This window comes from Streptomyces sp. NPDC127595 (assembly GCF_042671685.1).
Lineage (GTDB): Bacteria > Actinomycetota > Actinomycetes > Streptomycetales > Streptomycetaceae > Streptomyces.
Window position 1 is genome coordinate 95,482 of record NZ_JBHXWK010000003.1, and the last position, 20,737, is coordinate 116,218.

General features: G+C 71.4%; 11 protein-coding genes. 5 read left to right on the forward strand and 6 right to left on the reverse strand.

What is annotated here, in order from left to right; translation table 11 throughout:
- Window positions 1-28: 28 nt before the first annotated feature.
- From ACFVKT_RS11480 to ACFVKT_RS11490, 3 genes are read right to left on the reverse strand one after another with little or no spacing between them, the layout of a single operon-like run.
- Entirely contained in the window at window positions 29-6,868 is a 6,840-nt protein-coding gene (locus tag ACFVKT_RS11480) for an amino acid adenylation domain-containing protein (protein ID WP_385730117.1), read from the reverse strand.
- On the reverse strand, window positions 6,865-10,530 hold the full coding sequence (locus tag ACFVKT_RS11485) for an AMP-binding protein (RefSeq protein ID WP_385730119.1): 3,666 nt from the start codon (window positions 10,528-10,530) through the stop codon (window positions 6,865-6,867). The genes ACFVKT_RS11480 and ACFVKT_RS11485 overlap by 4 nt, the downstream gene beginning before the upstream one ends.
- Entirely contained in the window at window positions 10,527-10,775 is a 249-nt protein-coding gene (locus ACFVKT_RS11490; RefSeq protein ID WP_385730122.1) for an acyl carrier protein, read from the reverse strand. The genes ACFVKT_RS11485 and ACFVKT_RS11490 overlap by 4 nt, the downstream gene beginning before the upstream one ends.
- Window positions 10,776-11,172: 397 nt before the next feature.
- Between ACFVKT_RS11490 and ACFVKT_RS11495 the strand changes: the two genes are divergently transcribed.
- Window positions 11,173-12,222, forward strand: a complete 1,050-nt coding sequence (locus tag ACFVKT_RS11495; RefSeq protein ID WP_385730124.1) for a LuxR C-terminal-related transcriptional regulator — start codon at window positions 11,173-11,175, stop codon at window positions 12,220-12,222.
- A gap of 60 nt (window positions 12,223-12,282) precedes the next feature.
- On the opposite strand, the gene clpB is transcribed toward ACFVKT_RS11495, so the two are convergent.
- Window positions 12,283-14,889, reverse strand: a complete 2,607-nt coding sequence (clpB, locus tag ACFVKT_RS11500) for an ATP-dependent chaperone ClpB (protein ID WP_385730127.1) — start codon at window positions 14,887-14,889, stop codon at window positions 12,283-12,285.
- A gap of 211 nt (window positions 14,890-15,100) precedes the next feature.
- On the opposite strand from clpB, the gene ACFVKT_RS11505 reads away from it, so the two are divergent.
- Entirely contained in the window at window positions 15,101-15,517 is a 417-nt protein-coding gene (locus ACFVKT_RS11505) for a pyridoxamine 5'-phosphate oxidase family protein (protein WP_385730129.1), read from the forward strand.
- A gap of 133 nt (window positions 15,518-15,650) precedes the next feature.
- Here the strand turns inward: ACFVKT_RS11505 and ACFVKT_RS11510 are convergent, their stop codons facing one another.
- Entirely contained in the window at window positions 15,651-15,989 is a 339-nt protein-coding gene (locus ACFVKT_RS11510; RefSeq protein ID WP_385730131.1) for a hypothetical protein, read from the reverse strand.
- Window positions 15,990-16,330: 341 nt separating this feature from the next.
- Here ACFVKT_RS11510 and ACFVKT_RS11515 point away from each other — a divergent pair, with 341 nt between their 5' ends.
- From ACFVKT_RS11515 to ACFVKT_RS11525, 3 genes are read left to right on the forward strand one after another with little or no spacing between them, the layout of a single operon-like run.
- Window positions 16,331-17,320, forward strand: coding sequence for a helix-turn-helix transcriptional regulator (locus ACFVKT_RS11515; protein ID WP_385730133.1), 990 nt, complete (start codon window positions 16,331-16,333; stop codon window positions 17,318-17,320).
- Window positions 17,321-17,343: 23 nt separating this feature from the next.
- Window positions 17,344-18,330: a LuxR C-terminal-related transcriptional regulator gene (locus ACFVKT_RS11520; protein WP_385730135.1), complete on the forward strand. Its 987-nt coding sequence runs from the start codon at window positions 17,344-17,346 to the stop codon at window positions 18,328-18,330.
- Complete coding sequence (locus ACFVKT_RS11525; RefSeq protein ID WP_385730137.1) at window positions 18,327-19,328, forward strand: LuxR C-terminal-related transcriptional regulator; 1,002 nt, start codon at window positions 18,327-18,329, stop codon at window positions 19,326-19,328. The genes ACFVKT_RS11520 and ACFVKT_RS11525 overlap by 4 nt, the downstream gene beginning before the upstream one ends.
- On the opposite strand, the gene ACFVKT_RS11530 is transcribed toward ACFVKT_RS11525, so the two are convergent.
- Window positions 19,294-20,325, reverse strand: a complete 1,032-nt coding sequence (locus tag ACFVKT_RS11530; protein ID WP_385730139.1) for a LuxR C-terminal-related transcriptional regulator — start codon at window positions 20,323-20,325, stop codon at window positions 19,294-19,296. The genes ACFVKT_RS11525 and ACFVKT_RS11530 overlap by 35 nt on opposite strands.
- Window positions 20,326-20,737: the final 412 nt, after the last annotated feature.

The window sequence follows — 20,737 nt, forward strand, 5'->3', positions numbered from 1 at the left end:
TGGAACCGGGCGACGGGATCGGGGGCGGTCACGCCTGGAGCCGGGCCAGGTCCTCCGGTGAGAGCAGGCCGAAGGCCGCGACCTCACGGCGTCCGGCCCCGCTGTCGGTGCGGGTGGCCAGCCACTGCGCGAGGGCCTCGACGGTCTGGCTGGTGAAGAGCCGCTGAAGCGGGATGTCCTGCCCGTCCTCACGGGCGAGACCGACGATCCGCACGGCATGCATCGAGTCCCCGCCGATCTCGAAGAAGTTGTCGCGCACGCCGACCCGGTCGACTCCGAGCACCCGCTGCCACAGCGCGACGAGCCGCTCCTCCTGCGGGTTGCCCGGCGCCACGTACGCGGCGGACGTCCCGCCGGAGCGGTCGGGGGCGGGCAGCGCCTTGCGATCGACCTTGCCGTTCGGGCTGAGCGGCAGGGCGTCGAGAACGACGTAGGCCGCGGGGATCATGTGATCGGGGAGGCGCTCCCCCAAGGCGGTGCGCAACTCGCCGACGGAAGGGGCCCGTTCGCCCGTGACGTACGCGACGATCCGCCGGTCGCCCGGCTGGTCCTCGCGGACCACGGCGACGACCTGGGTGATGCCGTCCACGGCGAGCAACGCCGCCTCGATCTCGCCGAGTTCGATGCGGAAGCCGCGCACCTTGACCTGGTGGTCGGCGCGGCCGAGGTACTCGATGCGGCCCTCGGCGTTCCAGCGTGCGATGTCGCCGGTGCGGTAGAGGCGGGAGCCGGGTGGGCCGAAGGGGTCGGGTACGAAGCGGTCGGCGGTCAGGCCCGGCCGGCCGCCGTAGCCGCGGGCCAGCTGGACGCCGCCCAGGTGGAGTTCGCCGGGCACCCCGATGGGGGCCGGGAGCAGACGGGCGTCCAGGACATAGGTGCGGGTGTTGGCGATCGGGGTGCCGATGGGCAGGGCGGGGCCGGTCCAGTCGGGGCGGCTCGACCAGCGGGTGACGTCGACGGACGCCTCCGTGGGGCCGTACAGGTTCTCCAGCTCCGCCTGACCGAGGGTGCGGTGGAAGCGCCGGGCCAGTTCGGCGGGGAGCGCCTCGCCACTGCACACGACGAGCCGCAGCGAACGGCACGCGCCCGCGCGCCCGGCACCGAGGAACGCCTCCAGCATGGGCGGCACGAAGTGGCAGACGGTGACCGACTCCCGCTGGATCAGCTCCGCCAGATACCCCGGGTCGCGATGCCCGCCGGGCACCGCGAGGACCAGCCGGGCGCCGGTGAGCAGCGGCCAGAACAGCTCCCACACGGAGACGTCGAAGCTGATCGGCGTCTTCTGCAGGACGGTGTCCGCGCCGGTGAGCCCGTATGTGTCCTGCATCCAGCGCAGCCGGTTGGCGATGCCGCGGTGCGGGACCTGCACTCCCTTGGGGCGGCCGGTGGAACCCGAGGTGTAGATGACGTACGCGAGGTGGTCGGGTCCTGCGACCGGTTCCGGCTCGGTGTCGGGGTGGCCGTCTCCGGCACGCTCGTCGACGGGGACGACCGTGAGACCTTCGGTGGCGAGCCCGGCTTCCGCTCCGGGGGCCGTGAGCAGCACGGGCGCCCCGGAGTCGGCGAGCATGAACTCAAGCCGCCCGGCCGGGTAACCCGGGTCCAGCGGCAGATAGGCGCCGCCCGCCTTGAGCACGGCGAGCAGGGCCACCATCAGCTCGGGTGACCGCTCCAGGTGGACGCCGACGACGGTGTCGGGGCCGACGCCGAGGGCGCGCAGGCGGTGGGCGAGCCGGTTGGCGCGGCGGTGCAGCGCGGCGTACGACAGCTCGCTGTCCTCGAACCGTACGGCGGGCGCGTCGGCGTACCGGACGGCGGCCTCGGCGAGCAGCCCGGTGAGCGTCTCCCGCTGTGGCCGGTCGACCGCCGTGTCGTTCCACTCGTCCACCAGCAGGGCGCGTTCGGCGGGCCCGAGGAGATCGACGGTGGAGACGGGGGCGGCCGGTTCGGCGACGACGGCGGTCAGGACGCGGGTGAAGTGCTCGACGAACCGCTCGATGGTGGCGGCGTCGAAGAGCTCCACGTCGTAGTCGAGCCAGCCGATGAGTTCCTGGCCGGTGTCGATCATCCGGAGGTTGAGGTCGAACTGGCTGTTGGCCTCCGAGATGTCCACGAACTCGCTGTCCACGCCCTGGACTTCAAGGGTGCCGAGCTCGATGTTCTGCAACGCGAACAGCACCTGCACCAGCGGGCTGCGCGACAGGTCGCGCTCCGGAGCCAGCTCGTTCACCAGCCGCCCGTACGGCACCCGCTGGTGCGCGAACGCCTCGAGGGAGGTGGCACGGACCCTGCCGAGGAGTTCCGGGAACGACGGGTCGCCGTGCAGGTCGACACGGAGCGGCAGCGTGTTGAGGAAGCAGCCGAGGAGATCCTCGAACTCGGCCCGCGGCCGGTTCGCGACCGGCGTGCCGACCAGGAGACTGTCCTGCCCCGTGTGGCGCGACAGGACGACGGAGTACGCGGAGAGCAGCGTCATGAAGAGGGTTCCGCCGTGGCTGCGCGACAGCTCCCGCAGCCCCGCGGCGGTCGACGCGTCCACCGTCAGCCGGCGGCGCGCGCCCCGGTGCGTGCCCACGGCGGGTCGCGGCCGGTCGGTGGGCAGTTCCAACACCCTTGGTACGCCGTCCAGATGGCGGCGCCACCAGTCGAGCAGCGAGTCGAGCGCGGGGCCGGCGAGGTCCGTCCGATCCCAGCGGGCCACATCGGAGAACTGGAGTCCCGGCTCCGGCAGTTGGTCCACGTCTCCGGCGTACGCCCGCGACAGCTCGCGCAGCAGAAGGCCGAACGACCAGCCGTCGAAGGCAATGTGATGGACGGTCAGCGCGAGCAGCTGATCTCGCTGCCCGATGCGCAGGAGCTCTGCCCTGAGCAGCGGGCCGCGCGTCAGATCGAAGGGCTCCTTGATGCCGCGCATCGCGGCGGCCACGGCGGCGGACTCCGGGTCGGGAGCCCCCGAGAGGTCGGCATGGCGTACGAGGACCCGGACGCCGTCGACCGCCCGCTGCAACGGGGTGCCGTCCGGTCCGGCCTCGAAGACCGTACGCAGCACGGCGTGCCGGGCCACGACGGTGTCCACGGCCGACTGCAGCGCCTCGTGGTCGAGGGCGCCGCGCAGCCGCAGCACGACGGGCATGTTGTACGCCGCGTCCCTGGGCCGCAGCTGCTCCTCCAGCCATAGCCGCTCCTGGGTCCAGGAGAGGGGTCCTGGCACGGTGACGTCACCGCGCGCGACGACAGGCCCGTCGTCAGGTGTCTCCGGGCGGCTCAGGAGCGGTGCGAGCCCGGCGACCGTGGGCCGCTCGAAGAGGTCCTGGAGGGTGACATCGCCGTGGAACTCCCGTCTGACGCGCGCCAGCAGCCGCGTCAGCAGCAGCGAGTGCCCGCCGAGCGCGAAGAAGTCGTCGGCGGCGCCGATCCGTTCGCGGCCCAGCAATTCCCCCCACAGCTCGGCGATCCGCCGCTCGACGGGCCCTTCGGGGGCGACGTACGCACCGGTGGCCCGCTCCGCGCGGACGCCGAGCGCCCGCAGGGCCGCGCGGTCCACCTTGCCGTTCACGGTCAGCGGGAGGGCGTCGAGGACGACGTAGGAGGCGGGGACGGCGTACTCCGGAAGGCGACGGGCGAGTGCGGCGCGGATGTCGGCCAGGGCGAGTGCGGTGGGTTCGGTGGGTTCGGTGGGTGGGGTGCCCCCCGTGGCCGGGGTGGGTGGGGTGCCTGCGGCGGCGGGGGCGGATGGGGTACCTCCCGTGGCCGGGGCGAGTGCGGTGCTTCCCGTGGCTGGGGTGAGTGCGGTGCCTCCCGTGGCGGGGGCGAGTGCGGTGCTTCCCGTGGCGGGGGCGAGTGCGGTGCTTCCCGTGGCCGGGGCGAATCCAGCGCCCCCCGTGGCCGGGGCGAATGCAGTACCTCCCGTGGCCGGGGCGAATGCAGTACCTCCCGTGGCCGCGGCGAATCCAGCGCCCCCCGTGGCCAGGTACGCGACGAGGCCCCGCTCGCCGGAGGCGTCCGCGACGCCGAGTACGGCGCTGTGGGCGACGCCGGGCAGCGCGTCGAGGGCCGCCTCCACCTCCGCGGGCTCCACCCGGAATCCGCGCACCTTGATCTGCTGGTCGGCGCGCCCGAGAGGCTCGATGAGACCGTCGGGGCGCAGGCGGGCCAGGTCACCTGTGCGGTAGACGCGGGCGCCGCTGTCCGGTGCGAAGGGGTCGGGGACGTAACCGCCCTCCCGGTCGTCGGCGTAACGGGCCAAGTACGGCGTACGGACGACGAGTTCGCCGACCTCGCCGAGGCCCGCGGGGCGGTCGCCCGCGAGGACCAGGAGCTGGACGCCGTCGATGCCGGGGCCGAGCGGCACCGGGCCGCCGGACCGCGGGTCGGCGGCGGACCCGGCGCGGTGGACTCGGTGCACCGACACCGCCTGCGGGGTCTCGGTGGCGCCGTACATGTTGAGCAGGTCGGCGCCGGGGGCGAGCCGTGCCCAGTCCCGTACGGTACGGCCGGTCAGGGTGTCGCCCCCGAAGCCCACGAGCCGCAGACGCGGCCAGGGCTCTCCGGCCGCCTGCTCGGCGAGCGCCCCGCCGAGAGCCGGCGTGAGATGCGCGACCGTCGCCCCGGCCGCCCGCAGCCACTCCCCGACGCCCCGCACGTCACGTACGTCCGCGTCGGGGAACACCACGGCCGCGCCCACCCACAGCGGCGCCAGCACATCCCGCAGGAACGGGTCGTGCCCGAGCCCGGACAGCGCGGCGAACCGGTCCGCGGACCCGAGCCCGAAGGCCCGCGCGTACCAGTCGAGAAAGTGCACGAGCGGCCGGTGCCCGCCGATCACCGGCCGAGGCCGGCCCGTCGTACCCGAGGTGAAGGCGACGTAGGCGGGGACATCGGGGTCGAGAACACCCGGGTCACGCGGCGCATCCGCAGCGGAGCGGCCCGGCTGGCCCGCCTTGCTTGACTCCGGGGCGCGCGGCCCCTGCCGCTTGCTGGGGGAATCGTCGGGCGGACCGGCGCCGTCCTCCTGCGAACCGCCGCTCGCCCCTGCCAGGGGCCCGGTGGGCGTGCCGTCCGACGGCACCCGGCCCTCCGGCAGGTCCCCCGGCGTTCGTGCCAGTTCGCGCTCGCGTACCGGGTCGACGCGTAGTACCGGGCCCTTGACGAAGGCGGGGAGGGGGCGGTCTGGGGCGCAGGCCAGCCAGGCTCGGGGGGAGAGGGCCTGTGCGCGGGCCGACAGCGCCTCGTCGGGGTAGTCCGCGTCCAGGACCGAGAAGACCGCGCCCGCCTTCACCGCGGCCAGGATGCCGAGGACGACCGCCGGGTGGCGGGCGGCGTGCAGGGCGAGGACGTCGCCGGGGCGGATACCGCGCTCGCGCAGCACGCCGGCCAGCCGGTCGGTCGCCCGGTCCAGTTCGGCGTACGACCAGACGCCCCCGTCGGCGGTCGTCCCGGCGACGAGCGCGGGCGCCTGCGGGGACGCGGCCGTGTGCTTGGCGAGCCGGTCGAGAAGTGACTCGGTTACGGAGACGGGGAGTTCGGCGGCCGGGTCGGGCAGCAGCGCCGCCGAACGGGGCGTGGAGAGGGCGAACTCGCTGACGCGCAGGCCGGGTTCGGCGCAGGCCAGGGTCAGCACCCCGCGCAGCTGCTCAAGAAGGTCCGCGACGCGCTCGCCCTCGTACAGCGCGGCGTCGTACACCGCGTCGAGCGTCAGCCCCCCGTCGGCCTCGGTCGCCACGTACAGCGTGAGGTCGAATTTGTTGTCGATGTCTCCGAAGGGCAGGGCCTCCACCCGGCAGCCGGCCAGGTCCGGCACCCCGGACGGCGGCAGGACGTTGAAGAAGACCTGCACGAGCTGGTTGCGGGAGAGATCGCGTTCCGGGGCGAGCCCCGAGATCAGCCGGCCGAACGGCACCCGCTGGTGCCCGAACGCGTCCAGGGAGTCCCGCCGGACCCGCCCGAGCAGCTCGCCGAAGGTGGGGTCGTCGGCGGCGTCCACCTTGACGGGCAGCGTGTTGAGGAAGCAGCCGACGAGATCACGGGTGCCCGCGCCACGGGTGGACGCCGGGGTGCCCACGACCATCCGCTCCTGCCCGGTGTGCCGTGCCAGCACCACGCCGAACGCCGCGAGCAGCGCCATGAACGGCGTCGCCTCGTGGGTCCGCGCCAGCTCCCGCATTCCGTTCGCGGTCGCCGCGTCCACGGCAAGGCGACGGCGCGCGCCCCGGTGCCCCCGTACGGCGGGCCGGGGCCGGTCGGACGGCAGCTCCAACACCTTTGGTACGCCGTCCAGATGGCGCCTCCACCAGTCGACGAGCCGGTCCACGGCCGCCTCGTCCAGCTCTGCCCGCTCGGCGCGCACGGCGTCGGCGTAGGTGCGGCGCAGGGGTCGCAGACCGGGGTCCGCGGGCTCGGCGTACACGCGCGACAGCTCCTGGAAGAGAAGCCCGAACGACCAGCCGTCGGCGATGAGGTGATGTGCCGTCAGGAGCAACAGGTGCTCCTCGTCGGCCGTTCGGACGACCAGCACGCGCAGCAGCGGTCCGCGTGCCAGGTCGAAGCGTGCCCGTGAGGCCCGCCGCAGCGCGGTGGAGGCGGCGGCCGCGGGATCCGGCAGGCCCCGTACGTCCTGGGTCTCCACCGGCACCGTCAGGTCCTCGACGGTCCGCTGCACGGGCACGCCGTCCACGGTGTCGAAGACCGTGCGCAGTGCCTCGTGCCGGGCGGCGAGGGTGTCGAAGGCCCGCCGCAACCGCGTGGTGTCCAGCGGGCCCTGGACTCGAAGCGCCACGGGCATGTTGTAGGCCGCGTCGCCCGGCCGCAGTTGCTCCTCGAACCAGATGCGCTCCTGGGTCCAGGAGAGCGGGGCGTCCTTCTCGGTCATGTGGGGTCCTTCGGGGCGCGATCCGTGAAGCGGGTGAGCTCGGCACGGAAGAGTGCGGTGATTTCGGCGAGCGCGGAGAGGTCGAACAGACCCTCGGGGGCGTGGACGGCACCGGTGAACGCCGTGCCGTCGTCCCACAGTTCGCAACAGAGTTCGGCCTGCGGGCCCAGCGCGGGCGCGGCCAGTGGCACGAAGCGGACGCCGCCGCCCTCGGCGGGCCTCGCGACCCGTTGCAGCACCAGCAGGTTCTGGTAGAGCGGAGTACGACCGCCCGGCGGGCGGGGCGCCAGCGCCGCGAGTTCGTCCGTGCCGGGCGCGCTGTGCGCCAGGACGTCGAGGAGCCGGTCGCGAACGAGGCGGAGCAGTTCGCCGGGGTCGAGCGCCGGGTCGGCGGCGATGCGTACGGGCAGGCCGTTGGCGAGGTAGCCGACCGTGCGTTCGTGTGCGGCGTCCCGGGTGTCGACGATCGTTCCGATGGCGAGGTCGTCCTGTCCCGTGACCTTGGCCAGCGCCCGCCACCAGGCCGCGAGCAGCGGCACCAGCACGGGGTACCGGGCCCGCGCCGCGAACTCCCGCAGCGCGTCGGTCTGTTCCGCGCTCAGACCGACGTGCCGCGAGACGAGCGGCCGCGTCCACAGCTCCCGCATCCGGAGGTCACGGCCACCCGGCCAGCATGCCGCGGGCAGCCCCGCCAACTCCGTCTTCCAGTACGCCTGATCAGCACTGTCGAGCGGAGTGCCACCGGAAGGCGGTGCCGGGGCCGGTTCGACGGCCCCGCCCTCGTACGCGGCGGCGAGGTCCCCGACGAGCACCTCCTCGGACCGGCCGTCGTACACGATGTGGTGCACGGCGAGCAGCAACAGGTGATCCACGGCACGCCCGCCGCCGCGGTGGAGACCCGCAGCGCCCGCGACTTCGGCGTGTCGGACATTGCCGCCCGCGCCTGGGCCGTGCAGGCCCCCGCCATCCGCGCCCGGGCCGTGCAGGCCCCCGCCGCCCGCGACTTCGGCGTGTCGGACCTCGCCGCCCGCGCCTGGGCCGTGCAGGCCCCCGCCATCCGCGCCCGGGCCGTGCAGACCCCCGCCGCCCGCGACTTCGGCGTGTCGGACCTCGCCGCCCGCGCCCGGGCCGTGCAGACCCTCGCCATCCGCGCCCGGGCCGTGCAGGCCCCCGCCGCCCGCGACTTCGGCGTGTCGGACCTCGCCGCCCGCGCCCGGGCCGTGCAGGCCCTCACGGCCTGTGCCTCGGCCTTGGTGGTCCTCGCTGTCCCCGCCCCCGCCGAGCAGCCCCGCCGCGAACACGGGCCCGCCTTCGCCGAGCAGCCCCGCCGCGAACAGGGGCCCGCCTTCGAGATCCTGGACGCGCGCCACCAGCTCGCGCGTCAACTCCCCCTCGTCCATGTGCCCTTGTGCCAGTACCAGCGGCGCAGCCGCCGCACCCGGCGCGGACACCGACCGGAAGGGCCGACCCTCCCGGCGCGGAAAGGTCGTCCGCAGTGCGGGGTGCGCGGCGACGACCGCCGTCAGAGCCCTGGCCAGACGCTCCGGGTCGAGCGCGCCGGTGATCTCGATCCGGCTGATGACCACATGCCCGGGAGCGTCCGGCACCAGCCGTCCTGCCAGCCAGAAGCGGCGCTCACCGGGGGAGAGTTCGGAGGCGGGAGTGGTCGGCGCGGGCGCGGCCTGCTGTGCGGGGGCCCGCTCGGCGAGCGCCTCCAGAGCCCGCACCGTCGGGTTCTCGTACACCTCACGGACCGACAGGCGGACGCCGAGCAGGCGCCCCAGCCGGGCCGCGATCCGCAGCATGTGCAGCGAACTCGCCCCACCGAGCAGCAGATCGGTCCCCGGTGTCAGCCCGGGTTCGCCAAGGATGGCGCGGACCTCGCGCAGGACGGTGGACGACGACGCCTCGGCGGACACGGGTTCCGGCCGCGCCGCCGCGACCTGCTCGGTCACCCACGCCTCCACCGCCCGTAGGTCCGCCTTGCCCGTCGGGCCGAGGGGTACGGGATGCAGGTGGAGGTAGCGGTCGGGGCGGAGGTGGGACGCGAGGGCCTCGCCGGCGGACTCGCGCAGGGCGTGCTCCGGAAGGGGGGCGGCCGACTCGGTCGCGTACGCGCAGACGGTCGCGGTGACGGTGCCGTGCGCGTCGCGCAGCGGGATCAGGAAGGCCTGCCTGACGCCCGGTACCGCGGCGACACCGCGTTCCACCTCGCCGGGCTCGACCCGGTATCCACGGATCTTGAACTGCCGGTCGGCGCGCCCGATGAAGGACAGCCGGCCCTCGTCGTCCATGCGCACCCGGTCCCCGGTGCGGTACGCGCGCAGCGTGCCGTACCCCGGTACGTCGATCGCGGCGAAGCGGCGCGCGTCCTCCTCGGGCCGGCCGAGATAGCCGAGCGCGAGCCCGTCACCCGCGACCCACAGCTCACCCTCGGTGCCGCGCTCCACGGCCTCGGCCTCGCTGTCGAGCACGGCGACGAGGGTGCCCCGGACGGGCAGGCCGAGGGGGATGCCGTACTCGGCGCCGGTGTCGGCGGCGCGGATGTCGTGCGTGGCGACGAACACCATGGACTCGACGGGGCCGTACCCGTTGGTGATGCGCAGCCCGGGGTGCCGGGCCAGCAGGGCGGCGATGTGCGCGGGCGACAACCGCTCACCGCCGCACAGGAGTTGGCGTACGCCGGTGAACGCGTCGGGATCCTCGTCGACGAGCAGATTGACGAGGGAGCTGGTCAGCCAGAGCGTGTTCACGCCGTGCCCGGAGACGAGGGCGCGCAGGCCGTCCGGTGTGATCAAGGGCTCGTCCGGCACGACGCAGGTGCCGCCGTTCATGAGCGGCCCGAACACCTCCAGGGCCCCCGCGTCCCAGTACGGCGCCGCCAGCAGCGGCATCACGGCCCCCGCCCCGAACTCCGCGTAGCCGCCCTCGACAAAGGTCCGCACGAACGCCCGATGCGGCACGACGACCCCCTTGGGCCGCCCGGTCGACCCGGAGGTGAAGAAGACACAGGCGGGGGCGTCGGCTCCGACGACCGCCAAGTCACGCAAGTCGACGGCTGTTTCAGCCACGTCCGCCAAGTCGCCCGATTCCACGGCGGTTTCGGCGAGGCCCGCCAAGGCACCCCATTCCACGGCGGTTTCAGCGAGGCTCGCCAAGGCACCCGACTCCACAGCCCTGTCGGGTGAACCGGCTGAACCCTCCGAACCGGCCGAACCGGCCGAACCGTCCGAACCGGCCAGGGAGAGAACCTGAAGCCCCTCGGGCAGCCACCCCGCACCACCGCCCGTCTCGATCGCGACCGTGGCCTCCAGGTCGGCGACGACTCCGCGGACGCGCGCCGCGGGCCACGCCGGGTCGACCGCGGCGTACGCGGCGCCCGAGAGCAGGACGCCGAGTGCCGCGACGACGAAGTCCGCGCCGTTGACCGCCACCACCGGCACGAACGCGCCGGGCCGCACCCCCGCCGCCGTGAGCCGTCGGCCGATCTCCCGTGCCCGGTCTGCCAGTTCGGCGTACGAGAGGGATGTCCCGCCCGGACCCCGCAGGGCTGTCGCCCGCGGGGTCCGGGCGGCCTGCCGGAGCACCGCCTCGTGGGCGGTGGCAGCGGGCGGCACGCGGTGGCCGGGTCCGGCAGCGACGGAGGGACGCCCGAGCGTCATGAGAGGCGAGGTGCGTGGGCGAGCGCCTGGGCCAGTTCCCCCGGAGTGGACTGGAGTACGTCGGTGAAATCGGCCTCCAGCCCCCACTCGTCCTCGATACGTGCGACGACGAGTACGGCGTGGAAGGAATCCCCGCCCTGCGCGAGGAAAGAGGAATCCTCCCGGATTTCCACCCCCAGCACGTCGGCGAATATGCGCCGCACACTTTCCGCGTCGATCCGGGACACTTCGTCGATCTGTGTCATTTCAGTCTTCTCCGGTGATCCGTCGATCCAGCAAGCCAGTGGTTCATTGCCGCGATTCACCGCGGCCGGCTAGCTCCACGCGCTGTCGTCCGGCGTGACGACGAGCGGTCGCACGTGACCGTTTCCCGCTACCGACGTGTTTCCGGCTCGTTCCGTGACATCGCCCGCGCCGGCGCCCGCGGCGGCGCCCACGCCGCCGGCCAGCCCGGCCAGGACCAAAAGAGCAGTGATGACAAATCGTGCTTTCTTCACAGAAAGCCCCTCCCCCGTGACGGCTCTGCGTGACCACCCGATCGCACGAGTGGTGTGTTTCACGATGTTGTAATCCGGCCGCCGTGGAGTTCCAGTCAATCCATCGAGCAGGATGATGCGAACAGCAAGATGCAAGGGGGAACAAATGGACAAAATCCTCGAATCGGACCCTATCCAGCTCCTTCAGCAGCTCGCGCCGGAACACATCCGGCTCTATAGCTGGGGAGCGAAACAAGCATTCTTCGCCACGGGGGAGGCGGCCCGGGCCCTTGACATCTCAGAAGCGGAAGCGCGGGCCGCGATCGACGCCCTGCGAGAATTCCATCTGGCCGACGAGGAGCCCGGCTCGCACGATCTCTTCCCGCTGGGCTTTCACGAATCGTCCTGGCGCATCGTGCATCCGCACATCGCGGCCGCCCGTATGGCCTCCGCCGAATCCCAGCTCAGGCAGCGCCTGTTCGAGCTGAACTCGCGCCGCGACTCACTCGCCGCCCTCGCCTCGGTGTACGCACCCCGCGAGGAGGACCGCACGGAGAGCCGGGACACCGTCGAGGTTGTGGAGTCGCTCAGCGACGTGATCGCGCTGATCGAGCAGGCCAGCGCCGAGTGCGAGCGGGAGATGATCACCTGCCAGCCGGGCGGCGGCCGCCCCACGGCCGAGCTGGAGCAGGCGGTCGGCCGGGACCAGGCACTGCTCACCCGTGGTGTGCGGATGCGGACGCTCTACCAGCACTCCGCCCGCCACCACGCCCCCACCCAGGCGTACGTGGAGCGCATCTCACCCGCGGGTGCCGAAGTCCGTACGCTCACCGAGCTGTTCGGGCGCATGATCGCCTTCGACCGGAAGGTGGTCTTCGTCCCCCATCACGAGCAGCGTGGCGGTGCGGCCGTGGTCCGCTCCCCCGCCGCGGTGGCGTTCCTGTGCGATGCCTTCGACTACGCCTGGGACCAGGCAGTCCCGTTCACCGACGCACAGCGCACCCCGGTGGCCGTGGACGAACTGCAGCACGGCATCGTGCAGTTGCTCAGCCAGGGGCTGAAGGACGAGGTGATCGCCCGCCGTCTCGGCGTCTCGCTGCGCACCTGCCGCAAGTACATCGCCGACATATTCCAGCGCCTGGGCGCCGAGAGCCGGTTCCAGGCGGGCTATCTCGCCCACACCCAGAACCTGCTGGGAGAGGCCACGCGTACGTGACCTCCCCCTGACGGACACCGCCGGTCACAGCGTCTTACCCGCCATGACGGACACCGCCGGTTACAGCGTCTTCCCCGTCGCCGGACCCACGATCAGCCCTGGCCCGAAGGCATCCACCCGGACCGTGTCGCCGTCCTTGACCTCGCCCGCGAGGATCTCCTTGGCGAGGCGGTCGCCGATGGCGGTCTGGATGAGGCGGCGCAGCGGGCGGGCACCGTAGGCGGGGTCGTTGCCCTCCTCTGCGAGCCAGGCCAGGGCCTCGTCGCTGATCTCCAGGGTGAGACGCCGCTGGGCCAGGCGCCCAGCGAGCCGGTCGATCTGGAGCCTGGCGATCCGCTCCAGCTCTTCCTTGTTCAGGGCGGAGAAGACCACCAGGTCGTCCAGCCGGTTCAGGAACTCCGGCTTGAAAGAGGACCGTACGACCTCCAGCACCTGCTGCTTCTTCTCCTCGGCGGAGGACAGCGGATCCACCAGGAACTGGCTGCCCAGGTTCGAGGTGAGGATCAGGATGGTGTTGCGGAAGTCGACCGTCCTGCCCTGACCGTCCGTCAGGCGGCCGTCGTCCAGCACCTGGAGAAGGATGTCGAAGACCTCGGGGTGCGCCTTCTCGACCTCGTCGAGGAGCACGACGCTGTACGGCCGTCTGCGCACCGCCTCGGTGAGCTGGCCGCCCTCCTCGTACCCGATGTAGCCGGGCGGCGCGCCGACCAGGCGGGCGACGCTGTGCTTCTCGCCGTACTCGCTCATGTCGATGCGGACCATGGCCCGCTCGTCGTCGAAGAGGAAGTCCGCGAGGGCCTTGGCGAGTTCGGTCTTGCCCACGCCGGTCGGGCCGAGGAAGAGGAAGGATCCGGTGGGCCGGTCGGGGTCGGCGATTCCGGCGCGGGTGCGTCGTACGGCGTCGGACACCGCCTGCACGGCCTCCGTCTGTCCGATCAGCCGGCGCCCCAACTCCTCCTCCATGCGCAGGAGTTTCTGCGTCTCGCCTTCGAGGAGCCGCCCGGCCGGGATGCCGGTCCAGGCGCCGACCACGTCCGCGATCTCGTCGGGCCCGACCTCCTCCTTCACCATGGTGTCCTTGGACACCTCCACCTCGGCCTCGGAGGCTTCCTCCAAGTCCCTTTCCAGGGTGGGGATCTCGCCGTACAGCAGCTTGGATGCGGTGTCGAAGTCGCCGTCGCGCTGGGCGCGTTCGGCCTGGCCGCGGAGTTCGTCGAGCTTCTCCTTCAGCTCACCGACGCGGTTGAGGGACTGCTTCTCCTTCTCCCAGCGGGCGGTCAGGCCGCGCAGCTCCTCCTCCCGGTCGGCGAGGTCGCGGCGCAGCTTCTCGAGGCGCTCGCGCGAGGCCGGGTCGGTCTCCTTCTCCAGCGCCAGCTCCTCCATCCGCAGCCGGTCCACCTGGCGCTGCAGCTCGTCGATCTCCAGGGGCGAGGAGTCGATCTCCATGCGCAGCCGGGACGCGGCCTCGTCGACGAGGTCGATGGCCTTGTCGGGGAGGAAACGGGAGGTGATGTACCGGTCGGAGAGCGTGGCGGCGGCGACCAGCGCGCTGTCCGCGATCACGACCTTGTGGTGGGCCTCGTACCGCCCCTTGAGCCCGCGCAGGATCGCGATGGTGTCCTCGACGGACGGCTCGGCGACAAGGACCTGCTGGAAGCGGCGCTCCAGGGCCGGGTCCTTCTCGATCCGCTCGCGGTACTCGTCGAGGGTGGTGGCACCGACCATGCGCAGCTCGCCGCGCGCGAGCATGGGCTTCAGCATGTTGCCCGCGTCCATGGAGGAATCCCCGCCGGCGCCGGCACCCACAACCGTGTGCAGCTCGTCGATGAAGGTGATGACCTGCCCGTCGGAGTCCTTGATCTCGGCGAGGACGGTCTTGAGCCGCTCCTCGAACTCACCGCGGTACTTGGCGCCCGCGACCATGGCCCCGAGGTCGAGCGAGACGAGCCGCTTGTTCTTGAGCGACTCCGGCACGTCGCCCTTGACGATCCGCTGGGCAAGCCCCTCGACCACGGCGGTCTTGCCGACGCCTGGCTCGCCGATGAGGACGGGGTTGTTCTTGGTGCGCCGGGACAGGACCTGCACCACCCGGCGGATTTCCTGGTCCCTGCCGATGACGGGGTCGAGCTTGCCCTCGCGGGCGGCGGCGGTGAAGTCGGTGCCGAACTTTTCGAGCGCCTTGTACTGGCCCTCGGGATCCGGGGTGGTCACCCGGCGCCCTCCCCTGCTCTTCTGGAACGCGTCAAGGAGCTTCTTGGCCGTCGCCCCCTGCTGGGAGAGTACGTCGCCGCTCCGGCCGCCCTTCGCGGCGATTCCGATGAGCAGGTGCTCGGTGGAGATGAACTCGTCCCCGAGCTCCTTCGCCCGTTCGGCCGCGTCGGCGATGACGGCGAGCAGCTCACGGTTGGGCTGCGGGGGCGCAACGGTGGATCCGGCCACGCTGGGCAGTCCGGCGAGCACGCGCTCGGCGCCGGCCCGCACGGAGGCCTGGTCGGCCTCGACGGCGGCCAGCAGGTCGAGGATGTTCTCGTTTGCTTGTCGGCCTTGCCCCTCCAGCAACGAGAGCAGCAAGTGGGCAGGAGTGAGATCCGGATGGCCCCCGGAGACGGCCCGGGTGCTGGCCGCGTTGATCGCGTCCCGGCTCCTGTTGGTCAGCTCTGCGTCCACGGTCGCGCTCTCCTCCTGAGGGTCCTGGGCTGGTCAGCCTCTGTCTCCACGCTGAGTGTGCCAACGAGCACAAAGTTGAGTCTATTCCACTCAAGGCTGGTCCGGAACCGGGTCCGGACGACCTCCCAGTGGACCTCCCGGCGGGTCCGGGCCAAGTGGAAGCCCCGGGCGAGGGAGCGGGAGCCCTGGCCGGGAAGTAGATTCGGGCCTCATGGCTCCCTCGTACCCTGTGGACCCGCGACGGCCGGACGCCGCCTACCTCAGCTTCTGGCGGGAGAACCACCTGTGCACGCTGACGACCCTTCGACCCGACGGCAGCCCCCATGTGGTGCCGGTCGGAGTTACATACGATCCCGAGGCAGGTCTGGCTCGGGTGATCGCGAACAAGTCCAGCGCGAAGGTGGGGTACGTGCTCGCCGCGGGCCCCGGCGGGGTGCGGGTGGCCGCCTGCCAGGTCGACGGACGGCGCTGGGCGACCCTGGAGGGGCGTGCGACGGTGTCCGCCGACCCCGGGCGCATCACGGAGGCGGAACGCCGCTACACGGAGCGGTACGGGCGGGCGCCCTCTCCCAACCCGTCCCGGGTGGTGATCGAGATCGAGCTGACCTCGGCGCTGGGACGGGGCTGATTTCAGCCGCTCTGGAATGGGCCCAGACCTGGAGATTTTACGTAAAACTGCAGCGGCGTCACCGTGTTCAGGTCACGGTGACGCCGCTGCGGGGGGAAGTACCTGCGCGATTTACTACGACGGGGGAATCGCGTCAGGCACTGCGGGGGGTGGCTGAGATGGTCTGTACGTCCGGGGTCGCTTCCGGCTCGACCAACTGGTGGTCGCGCTGGTCAAGATTCACAAAGATCATTCCGTACCGAATGGCACACCGTACTGGCTGCGGCGCCCCCCGAGGCCGCCGCAGACACCGGTACGCCCGCAGATCCTCATCGTCGTCCCGGGTGACGACGACCGGCTCTCCGAATACCGTCACCATCAACGAGTCACCACTGTGGGGGATGGCGGTGACCAGATCGATGAAGTGCCAGCCGGAGCGGTATGCGGTGGCCATTTCTCTGCGGAAGGAGCGATCATCAGGTGGAGTCGTCATAAGTCAGCCCCAGGTGCTGTCATCCGCGACGTCCGGAGACACCGGACCCAACGCTCCGTCACTCTGGTCTGCGGCCGCTACCACCGAGGGGCCCCAGGTACTGTCCGCCCGGTCGTCGCCCTTCGCACCGACAAGGCCACTCAGCGCTCCGAAGGCCACAGCGGCGGAGAAGGCGGCGACAAGCATCGAGCGAAGCATTTTCCTACGCATAATCGGCTTCGTCCTCACTTGAAGGTCTCCTCTTCCCCCGTCGAGTAAGACGATGGCTCATTCAGGCACGTGGTGGCCACACAATCGATGCATCATGTTCCTGCACGTTCAGGACCCTGGGGGGTGGAGATTTGACAACGAATAGAACTAATGGGACACATCCCCATGCGGTGACCGAACTGTGCCAGGAAGGTGGCCGCCTTTATGCGGACGCTCTCCGCACAGGACGCATCGCACGTGCGGACGTCGAGTCCGTTCCTTGCTTGATGGAGTTCGCTCTTCTCCATCCTGATCCTGACGATGCGAACTGGCTGCGCCCAGTGCCCCCGTCGGTCGCTCTGGCTCAGCGACTCAACCCCCTAGAGAGTGAGATCACAGAGCGTCGACGAATGTCGATCGAACTGGCCGATGCTTTCGAGCCGTTCATGACCTTGAGCGCTCAGGCGACAGCGAGCACTCACTCGATCACAGTGCTGGAGGGGTTCGACCGGATCAACGGAGCACTCGACCTGGCCACGGCCCAGTGCCAGAACGAAATGCTGACGGTCCAGCCGAGTGGCCGGCGGCTTGAGCACACCCTCGTCCAGGGGCTGGAGCGCGACAGGCCACTGACTGAACGGGGCGTGAGCATTCGGACCCTCTACCAGCACACGGCCCGGTACAGCCCCGAGACGCAGGCCTACGTGGACCAGTTCTCCAACGGCAAGGTGGAGTACCGCACCATCGACGAGCTGGTCGAGCGGCTGATCATCTGCGACGAGACTGTCGCCTTCATCCCCACCCGCGACGACCGGCAGGTCGCCCTGGAACTGCGTCACCCCGGCCTCGTCCGCTACCTGGTCAAGGTCTTCGAGTTCATGTGGGGCCGCGCGGTCCCGCTGAACGCGGGCGCCCCTTACGAGACCGCCCCTGACGGCATCACGGACATCCAGCACTCCATCGCGAAGCTCCTGATCGAGGGCCACGTCGACGAGGCCATTGCCCGCCGCCTCGGCATGAACGTCCGCACCTGCCGTGCCCACATAGCCAAGCTGGCCACGGCTCTCGGCAGCGGCAGCCGGGCGCAGCTCGGCTTTCTCATAGCCCAGTCGGGGATCCTGGACCAGGACCAGGATCACTGAATGTCGAGGAAAGCGAGCCGCAGGTGACCAGCGGGGCACACGGGCACAGAGCCGACGAGCTCTGCGAGGCCGGCCTGGACCTGTACGCCCGTGCGTTGCGCGAGGGCCGTGTTTCCCAGGAGGACGCGGACGCCGCCCCCTGCCTGATCGACTCCGGCCTGCTCCAGCCAGACCTCGAAGACATGCGCCGACTGCGCCCCGTAGCCCCCGCCATAGCCCTTCCCCGGCTCCTCCACGCCACCGCCGAGGACATCGCCCAGCAGCGACAGCGCGAAGCGCGCCTGGCCGAGTCCCTCGAACCGCTCATAGCCCTGCACGCAGCGCAGGCAACCCCCACGGACGCACCCGCAAACACCGTTCTGGTTGACATCGAGCGGATCAACGCCGCCATCGCCAGAGCCATGGCCGGCTCATCTCGCGAGGTACTCACGATCCAGCCCGGCGGCAAACGGCCCGCTCCCCTACTGGCAGGCGCGTTCCCGCTGGAGCAGGAAATGCTTTCACGGGGCTGCCGCATGCGCACCCTCTACCAGCACACCTCCCGCCACGACCCGGTGGCTCTCGCTCACTACGAGAACCTGAACGGCGATGTCGAAGTCCGCACCCTCGACGAGGTCACCGACCGTCTCATCGTCCTCGACCGCACCGTGGCCTTCATCCCCACGAACACCGACCGCACGATGGCCGTCGAGGTCCGCAATCCCGCCATGGTCGCCTACCTCGCCACCACCTTCGATCGCCTCTGGCGCCTGGCCACCCCCATGTACCCTCAGGCGGCCCAGCAGCCCTCTCTGAACGGCATAACCCCCCGCCAACACGCCATCGCAAGCCTCCTCACCGAAGGCCTCACCGACGCCGCCATAGCCGAACGCCTCGGCCTGAACATCCGCACCGCCCGCGTCCACATCGCCAAACTCGCCGCCACCCTCGGCAGTACGAGCCGGGCCCAGCTCGGCTACCTCATCGCCGAGTCAGGAATCCTCAAACAGGAGGAGGGGGCGGCGGAGTGACCGCGGCACACCCGGATCACGGGCTGGAGGACCTCTGTTCGGCGGGGACGGAGTTGTACACCCGCGCCCTGCGCGAAGGCCGCGTCCCCGCGGAAGCCGCCGACACCGCGCCCTGTCTCATCGGCCTGGGACTGCTCCAGCCGCACGTCGAGGACATGCACTCGCTGGAACCCGTAGCCCCCGCCGCGGCCCTCCACCGGCTCCTGCGAGCCACCGCGGAGCGCATCGCGGACGAGCGGCAGCGGGAAGACCGACTTGCCGCGGTATTCGAACCGCTCATGCGGATCGACGGCCGACGCACGGCGGGCGCGGACACCTCGCTCATCAGCGCTCTCAGTGACAACCAGCAGATCAACGCGGCCATCACTCAGGCCATGGCCGATGCCTCAAGCGAAGTCCTCACCATCCAGCCCCACAGCACTCACATCGGTCCCCCGGTCCAGAGCCACGTTCCCACCCTGACCCGCGACCAGGCCCTCCTCGACCGAGGTGGCCGCATCCGTGCGCTCTACCAGCACACGCTCCGCCACGCGCCCACCGTCCAGGCCCGCTACGAACGGCTGAAGGGCGATGTCGAAGCCCGCACACTCGACGAGGTCACCGACCGGCTGATCGTCGTCGACCGCAAGGTCGCCTTCATCCCGGCGAACTCGGACCGCACCCATGCACTGGAGATCCGCCACCCGGCCATCGTCGGCTACTTCGTCGACGCGTTCGACCGCCTCTGGCGCCTCGCCACGCCCATGTACCCCGAAGCGGTCCAGCGCCCCTCGCACAACGGCATCACCCCCCGCCAACAAGCCATCGCCGCCCTGCTCATCGAAGGCCACACCGACGCGACGATCGCCGAACGCCTCGGCCTGAACATCCGCACCGCCCGCGTCCACATAGCCAAACTCGCCGCCACCCTCGGCAGCGAAAGCCGGGCGCAACTCGGCTACCTCATCGCCGAGTCGGGAATCCTCAAGAGGGAGGAGCGGCAGGGCCAGGAACTGTGACCGTCTCGGGTTCCGGTGAGCGATGCGGGTCGTCCAGGCCCGCCTGGGCGATGCGGACTCCCAGCTGCGTGCGGCTCGCCGCGCCCAGAGTCTCCGAGAGGCGGGCGATGTGTGCCCGGCAGGTACGGACGCTGATCCCCAGGCGCTCGGCGACCACCGCGTCCTGGTGGCCCTCAGCGAGGAGCGCGGCGATGGACCGCTCGCGGTGGGTGATGCCCTCGATGCCTGTCGAGGGGAGCGTGGAGGCGATCGGGATCGCCAGGCGCCAGAGGCGCTCGAAGACGGTCACCAGGTAGTCGACCAGGGCGGGGTGGCGCAGCTCCAGCGCGATCGTGCGGTCGGAGTTCGCGGGGATGAAGGCGACGGTGCGGTCGAAGAGAATGAGGCGTTCCACGACCTCGTCGAGGGTGCGGGCCTCAGCCGCCTCGCCCATCAGCTCCATGTAGTTCAGGAGGCCCTGGCCGTGCCGGGCCACGTGGGTGTACAGGTCGCGCATGCGAACGCCGCGGCGGCGCAGGCCCAGGGCGCGGTGCAGGCCCTCGGAGAGTTCGTCCTCGCGGCGGATGCCGCCCGGCTGCACGGTGAGGACCTCGGACGTACACGCCTCGGTCGCCGCGTCCATGGCGGCCCGGATGCGGGGCAGTCCGTCGAGGACGCGGATCGCCGCGCCCTCCGCCGGCGCCTGGACGCGACCGCCGAGCCCGGCGTACCACTCGAACGCGGACACCGCGTCGCCCACCCGCGCCTGGCTCGCGCTGACTTCCGCGTACACCTCCCGCAGCAGCCGTGTCATGACCTCCTGCGGCGAGGTCGGCACCAGCCACCCCATGTCGTCGGGGTCGGGGTGCAGCAGCGCAAGCTCCAGCAGGCAGGGCACCGCGTCCGCGTCTTCACGGGGCACACGTCCGCGCCGTACGGCCCGGGAGTACACCCGGTCCCCTGCCACGCACAGCTGGTCAGCGCCGTGCGGATGCGTGTCCGTGCCTTGCCCGGCCATCTCCCCACTCCCGCCCGGCCATCTCCCCGCCGTCGGCTCCAGCGTTTTCCGTCGTACGCGCTTGTGTCTTATGCGATTCGCTCTTACGCGCTTCCGTTATCCGTCTTCCGCGCTTCCGTACTCACATTCCAGGCTTCCACGCTTCCGCGCTTCCCTGTGTGCGTACTCCGCGCTTCCGCAGCGCAACTATGCGCGGCCCCGTCCGCCATCGCAACACGGCGGCACCGCCCCGCCGCCCCCAATTGCCCCTGTACGTACATAAAAATCCCCACCTCCGCGCGGGCCATTGCAACAAGCTGACGGTGGAGGCGCCTGTCCTCCCGGTACATCGTGGAACCGCTTACCGCGGACGCCCCGGCACCCCTGGCGGCCCTGGCCGGATTTCCCCCTATTCGGCCAGGACGCTCGGCGC

What these genes read in the sequence shown, in the direction of transcription:
- ACFVKT_RS11480 (WP_385730117.1), bottom strand. Translation starts at nt 6,868, where the DNA reads ATGACCGAGAAGGACGCCCCGCTCTCCTGGACCCAGGAGCGCATCTGG.
- ACFVKT_RS11485 (WP_385730119.1), bottom strand. Translation starts at nt 10,530, where the DNA reads ATGACGCTCGGGCGTCCCTCCGTCGCTGCCGGACCCGGCCACCGCGTG.
- ACFVKT_RS11490 (WP_385730122.1), bottom strand. Translation starts at nt 10,775, where the DNA reads ATGACACAGATCGACGAAGTGTCCCGGATCGACGCGGAAAGTGTGCGG.
- ACFVKT_RS11495 (WP_385730124.1), top strand. Translation starts at nt 11,173, where the DNA reads ATGGACAAAATCCTCGAATCGGACCCTATCCAGCTCCTTCAGCAGCTC.
- ACFVKT_RS11505 (WP_385730129.1), top strand. Translation starts at nt 15,101, where the DNA reads ATGGCTCCCTCGTACCCTGTGGACCCGCGACGGCCGGACGCCGCCTAC.
- ACFVKT_RS11510 (WP_385730131.1), bottom strand. Translation starts at nt 15,989, where the DNA reads ATGACGACTCCACCTGATGATCGCTCCTTCCGCAGAGAAATGGCCACC.
- ACFVKT_RS11530 (WP_385730139.1), bottom strand. Translation starts at nt 20,325, where the DNA reads ATGGCCGGGCAAGGCACGGACACGCATCCGCACGGCGCTGACCAGCTG.